Source organism: Phytobacter sp. V69 (genome assembly GCF_965644215.1).
Taxonomy (GTDB): Bacteria; Pseudomonadota; Gammaproteobacteria; order Enterobacterales; family Enterobacteriaceae; genus Phytobacter.
The window spans coordinates 1-6,032 of sequence record NZ_CBFFRL010000240.1 but is presented as its reverse complement, the minus strand read 5'-3'; the positions used below and the strand labels follow the sequence as shown (position 1 = coordinate 6,032).

The 6,032-nt window shown below is 57.5% G+C and carries 6 protein-coding genes; all 6 read left to right on the top strand.

Going from position 1 to position 6,032, the window contains the following annotated elements; genetic code table 11:
• The first annotated feature begins 448 nt into the window (after nucleotides 1–448).
• Complete coding sequence (locus tag ACSZPU_RS22425; RefSeq protein WP_499003310.1) at nucleotides 449–1,000, top strand: fimbrial protein; 552 nt, start codon at nucleotides 449–451, stop codon at nucleotides 998–1,000.
• A gap of 123 nt (nucleotides 1,001–1,123) precedes the next feature.
• On the top strand, nucleotides 1,124–1,708 hold the full coding sequence (locus tag ACSZPU_RS22420) for a fimbrial biogenesis chaperone (RefSeq protein ID WP_499003306.1): 585 nt from the start codon (nucleotides 1,124–1,126) through the stop codon (nucleotides 1,706–1,708).
• Nucleotides 1,705–3,867, top strand: a complete 2,163-nt coding sequence (locus ACSZPU_RS22415) for a fimbria/pilus outer membrane usher protein (protein ID WP_499003303.1) — start codon at nucleotides 1,705–1,707, stop codon at nucleotides 3,865–3,867. Before ACSZPU_RS22420 ends, ACSZPU_RS22415 begins: the two co-directional genes overlap by 4 nt.
• Nucleotides 3,806–4,192 carry a hypothetical protein gene (locus tag ACSZPU_RS22410; protein WP_499003301.1) on the top strand — a complete coding sequence of 129 codons (387 nt, stop codon included), beginning with the start codon at nucleotides 3,806–3,808 and terminating at the stop codon, nucleotides 4,190–4,192. The genes ACSZPU_RS22415 and ACSZPU_RS22410 overlap by 62 nt, the downstream gene beginning before the upstream one ends.
• A gap of 1 nt (nucleotide 4,193) precedes the next feature.
• On the top strand, nucleotides 4,194–5,540 hold the full coding sequence (locus tag ACSZPU_RS22405; RefSeq protein WP_499003299.1) for a fimbrial protein: 1,347 nt from the start codon (nucleotides 4,194–4,196) through the stop codon (nucleotides 5,538–5,540).
• Entirely contained in the window at nucleotides 5,512–6,003 is a 492-nt protein-coding gene (locus ACSZPU_RS22400) for a fimbrial biogenesis chaperone (RefSeq protein WP_499003295.1), read from the top strand. Before ACSZPU_RS22405 ends, ACSZPU_RS22400 begins: the two co-directional genes overlap by 29 nt.
• Nucleotides 6,004–6,032: the final 29 nt, after the last annotated feature.

Here is a 6,032-nt window from a genome sequence, read left to right as displayed (position 1 = left end):
TTATCGGTAGTTAACCCTTCCTCCTACACTCTCCACAATCATGTCCGAGCGTTGCACTTATTATCTGAATTCGCTAGTTTCCATTGCATAAATCACTGCATAAATAACGTTTCTCTCTCCGCCAGTCGAAGAGGGAAACGTTCTTCAGTAATCTTTCCCCTTTCTATTAATTCTCCCTTTTTGCGGCAACGTTGTCATTTTTCTTATATTTAAGAGAATAAATATCATACAGGCAGGTGCCTGTCTTGTCTCTTAACTTCTCAAATTAATCAATTTGTTATGCTGGGTGATTAAGATCTTAATTCTTATTTAAGATGCCAGATGATCTGTGCTCAGAAAATAAACCTTTTATTTGTAAGGAATAATCTTAAACTGCCGTAAATCGTCAGGTTATTTCGACGATTCATCTTCGGTAATCAGGAATTAATAAAATAAAGGAAATATGAAAATGACTCTCAATTTTCGCAATAATATTGCCTGCGCAACGGGCATCGCCGCACTTATTATAAGCCAGGCCGCCGTTGCGGACTCTACAAATACCATCACCTTTAAGGGCGAAGTCAGCGAACAAACCTGTGAAGTCACGATTAACGGTGTGACGGCGCGTCCGGTGGTTCTGTTGCCGACGGTCTCGAAAAGCCAACTGTCATCGGCAGACACGTCCGCAGGGCTGACCAGTTTCACCCTGGGCGTGACCGGCTGTGCCGTAACGTCGGGCGCGCTGGATATCAAGACGGTCTTTATCGGTAATAACGTCAGCGCCACCGGTAACCTGGAAAACACCGGTACGGCGACCAACGTTGAGCTGCAACTGCTGACGGATGCGACGGGGGCAACGCCCATCGATCTGCGTAGCGCGACGGCAGTGGCGGGTGTGACCGTTGCGGCGGGTCAGACCGAAGGTGCGCACGATTACGCGGTTCAGTACTACAGCCCAACCGGCAGCGCTACGGCGGGTACCGTTCTGGGTTCTGTTCAGTACGCCATCACTTACCTCTGATAAAAGGCACAGCAATGAAAAGGATGTTTGCTGGAATAGCAGGGATGCTGCTGTGCTTCTCGGCACAGTCCAGTGTCGTGATGACGGGCAGCCGGGTGGTTTTACCCGGCAGGGGCCAAAGAGGTGAGCGTTCAGCTGACCAACAACGACAGCTGGCCGGCCGCGGTACAGGTGTGGCTGGATGATGGCGATGTCAAATCCACGCCACAAACAGCAAACGCCCCCTTCTTTACCACGCCGCCGCTGTTCCGTCTGGCACCGAAAGCGGGCCAGACGGTGCGTCTGCGCTTTACCGGGCAGGCGACGCCCACGGACAGGGAGTCCCTGTGGTGGCTGAATTTCATGCAGATCCCACCGGTACAGGAAAGCGAAAAACAGGCTAACCAGCTGCTGGTGATGATGCGCAACCGGGTGAAGGTTTTCTACCGCCCGGCCGGGCTGACCGGCTCACCGCAGGAGATGGCAAAAACTACCCGCGTCGGGCTGAGCAAAGGGCAGTTGTGGTTACGCAATGACAGCGGCTATTACCTGTCGCTCTCACGTCTGGTGGTTAGCGGCGGTGGTAAGACGCAGGAGATTGTCGGCAAAACCATCGCTCCCTGGTCCACGGAAGCCTGGCCTGCAACGGCCAGCGTACTGAATAACGCCACTATGAGCTGGCTTAACGATCAGGGTGCTTCCCTGAGCGGTACGCCAGGGCGGGAGTGAGCAGCGTGAAAGGGGCGAGCGCACTGATAGGCGGGCTCTGCGTGCTGCCGCTGTACGCCGCCGATTACACCTTCGACGAAACGTTACTACTCGGCAGCGGTTACGGGGAAGGGATTGCCCGTCTGAATGACGATAGCCAACTGGTTGCCGGGCAGTACAGCGCCGATGTCTGGCTTAACGGCACGTTCATTAGCCAGCGCGATGTCACCTTTGTCGCGGATAAATCCGCTGCCGTGCAGCCCTGTCTGCCGGAGGCATTCTGGCAGGAGCAGGGCGTCACCACCAAAGCGCCAACCCAGGCGGAATGCTACACCCCGTCTGAGCGGGTTTCCGGCGGTGACTTGCACTTTGAACAGGCCACCCTGCGTCTGGATCTGAGCGTACCGCAGGCGCTGCTCAAACGCACGCCGCGCGATTACGTTGCGCCGGAACTGTGGGACAGCGGTGAAAGTCTGCTGTTTGCCAACTACAACACCCACTATTACCGCAACGATAACGGCGGCCGGAAAAGTGATTATGCCTGGCTCGGTCTGACGGCCGGGCTCAATGTTGGCGCATGGCAGTTTCGCCAGCAGTCTTCCGCCAACTGGCGACGCTATCAGGGGGAGAGCCGCCAGCAGTGGGATAACCTGCAAAGCTGGGTGCAGCGCCCGATTGCTCGTCTGGAAAGCATGTTGACTGCCGGGGAGAGTTACACCTCCGGCAACCTGCTGGGTAGCGTGGCGTTTACCGGGGTGCGGCTGGAAACCGACCAGCGGATGTGGCCGCAATCCCGGCGCGGTTATGCCCCGGAGGTTCGCGGCACCGCGCGCAGCCCGTCGCGCGTGGTGATTAAACAAAATGGCCGCACGCTGTATGAAACCAGCGTACCGGAAGGGCCGTTTGTGATTGATGACCTGCCGGACTCCTCGTGGAACGGGGATTTACAGGTGGAAATTACCGGGGCGGACGGTCAGGTCAGCGGTTTTACCGTCCCCTGGGCCAGCGTGCCTATGGCGCTGCGCCCCGGCGTCTGGCGCTACAGCGCGGTGGTCGGGCGGGCGAGAGATTATACGGCGACGCGCAATGTCTTCGCTGATGTCACCCTTGAGCGCGGTATCGCCAATATGCTGACCGCGAACGGTGGGGTACGTATCGGTGACGACTACCAGGCGCTGGTGGGCGGCGGGGTGCTGGCGACCGAGGCGGGGGCATTTGGTCTGGATACCACGTTCTCGCAAAGCCGCATTGGCGATGAACAACTGCGCGGCTGGCGTGTCCAGGCGCAGTGGAGCAAAACCTTTTTGCCCACCAACACCCACGTGGCACTGGCGGGCTATCGCTACTCTACTGAGGGATATCGTGATTTTGGCGATGTCCTTGGCGAGCGCAGCGCGCAGAAACGGGGCAATAACTGGCGTTCGGATACGCTCAATCAGCGCAACCAGTTCACCTTAACGGTGAACCAGACGCTGGGGGATTACGGCAACCTGTGGTTATCGGGATCGGTGATGGATTATTACGGCAATCGCGGGCGCAATACCCAGCTACAGATGGGATATGGCACCACAATTGGCGGTGTTAGCCTCAATATCGCGTTAAGTCGCCAGGATGCCTGGTGGCGTTATCGCAATAACGAAGAGGGCGGTTCAACACGCCAGGGGCAGAAAGAGAATATTGCCACCGTGACCCTTTCGATACCGCTGACGCTGGGCCAGCGCGAGCATTATGCGTCGTTCTCCGCAAGCCAGGCCAAACGCAGTGGAGGAAGCTCGCAGGTGTCTCTTGCGGGGGCGCTTAACGAGGATCAAACCCTCAACTATGCGCTCTCCAGCGGCTGGCAACAGGGTCGTGATGGTAATGGTTCGCAAACCGACTGGAGCGGGTCGCTGCAGCAAACGACCTCGCTGGGCAGCCTCAATGCGAGCTATGCGCGCGCCAGCGATTATCAGCAGCTGACGGCGGGTGCGCGGGGTGCGCTGGTGGTGCATCGTGACGGCATTGTGGCCGGGCCGTGGCTAGGCGAAACCTTTGCTCTGGTGAATGCGCCGGGTGCGGAAGGGGCGAAAGTCAGCGGTAGCCAGGGGGACGACGATAAACAGCAGCGGCTTTGCGCTGGTGCCTTCGCTCACCCCTTATCGTTACAACACCATTTCGCTGGACGGCACCGGGATGGATAGCCAGACCGAGCTGCAGGAGAGTCAGCGGCGTATCGCCCCGATGGCGGGGGCGGCGGTGAAACTGACCTTCGCGACTCTGCGTGGATATGCGTTGCTGATTAGCGTAAGCGGCAAGCCCGCGCTGCTCCCGGGTGAACAGGTACGCGATGCGCAGGGCAAAGTGATCGGCATGGTCGGGCAAGGGAATCAAATTTACGCGCGAGTCGGGGAGCGGGAAGGCGCATTACGCGTAGCGGAGGGCTGTACCCTGCACTGGAAACTGAGTGATGCGCAGCTTAAAGAGCCGCTGATTGCACTGAAACTGCCTTGCGCACAAGGACGATAACATGATGAAAAAATTAGTATTACTGGCCATGTTGCTGGCGCCGGGGATGGCGGCGGCGACCTGCGAATACATTATTTATCCATATAAATCCGGGACGAGCGGCGCACAGGGGACACATCGCCTGAGCGGGGAAAACGACGGCATTGGCAATAACTGGCGCACCGGCGGCGGTAACGACGCCTGGAATGGTCTGTTGCCGGGCCTGAGCAAATCCGTGGATTTGACCAGCAACAACAGCTTTCAGCCCGCCGGTACGGTGCTGACCTCGGCGGGTGGCATCCCATTTACCACCTATGCGCACAAAGGCGGCGGGTACGACCCGGAACAAGTGTTCTTTCGCTGTACCCCGGATACCGCCGGGCAACTGTTCGAAGCCTGGTCGACAAACGGTGACGATATTCACGCGGGCTGGTATGAAAGTAACGATGTGCCGGGCGCCTATTTAACCAAAATCAAAAATGTGGCCTTGCGGATCACCCACGAAGCCAGCGGCAGCCACTTTACCGACATCTGGCAGCAGCGGCCGCTGGAGAATCTGGATACCGACAGCGACGGCAACTTCTTGATTAAGGCCAAGAATTTTTCCTCAATAAGCGTGGAGTTGCTCAAAACGGCGGATACCCGTTACTACGCTGTGGATGCCCCCTATAACTACAATGCGTTTGTGAACCCGAACGCCTACGTGGTGTTTCGGGGGCCGGGTACCACCTCCTGGGGGATCAATATTGGCCAGGCGCACCGTAACAGTAACTGGGCCGGCTGGGCGAGTGACTGGCCCTCGGTGATTAGCCTGTACAGCAACAATATTGCGGTGAAGCGGTCAGCCATGTGCCAGGTCACCAGCTTCACGCCGAATGTGGTGTTGCCACCCATTACCGCTGCCGCGCTGAATCGCGGGGAATATGCTTTCGCACCGTTCCAGCTGGCCTTTGCCTGTGAATCGACGGTGGTGTCGGGTGTGACGGCTAACAAGGGGCAGGTGGCGCTGGGGTTTTTGGCATCGGAAAGCAGTATCGCCACGGCGCAGGGATTCGGCTTGACCAGCGGCAGCGCGGTGACCTGGCTACTGGATGAAAACTACAGCGCCGCCGGGCGAGCGCAGGGGGTTGGCGTCAGAGTTTATCGTGCCGGGCAGGCGATGAATTTTCTCACCAGCAGTGTCGCCGGAACGGGAAAGGCGGGCGGGTGGACACCGGTACTGGCGGGAAGCCAGCAACTGACGGAAACAAAGGACGGTATCAATTACTATGATGAGACATTTGAAGCGCGTCTGGGGCGTTTTGGCAGCGATGCGGCAACGGCGGGAAGCTATCAGTCACGTGCGCAAATATTACTGCGTATTCAGTAGCCTGCTCTTACTGGCAGGCCCGGCGCTGGCGGTGGTGAATGTGAATACCACCCGGGTGGTGTTTGAAAGCGGCGTACAGCAAAAAACCGTCAAGCTGGTGAACGACGGGGATTACCCGGTACTGGTGCAAAGCTGGATTGATGACGGCGATCCGTTATCCACCCCGGACAACGCAGCCAGTGGGTTTGTGGTGCTGCCCCCCGTCCTTAAGCTCTTACCCGGCGAACAGCGGGAATTGCGCCTGATGGGAAGTGGAGTCGGTTTACCTGCGGATCGCGAATCGCTGTTCTGGCTGAATGTGTATCAAATCCCACCGGAGATGAAAACGGCACCAGTTAGCGAGAAAGTTCGCTTTTTGCTGAGAACGCAGCTTAAAGTGCTATGGAGATCTAAGGGGTTAGATAATCCTGATGAAAAATGGCGGATTCAACTCCGAAGTGCAACGCTAAGCCGCCAATCTTAGCTCTGCAAACACCACAGACGGTTGCCTGA

Coding starts and splice junctions, on each gene's coding strand:
- ACSZPU_RS22425 (WP_499003310.1), top strand. CDS start 449: ATGACTCTCAATTTTCGCAATAATATTGCCTGCGCAACGGGCATCGCC.
- ACSZPU_RS22405 (WP_499003299.1), top strand. CDS start 4,194: ATGATGAAAAAATTAGTATTACTGGCCATGTTGCTGGCGCCGGGGATG.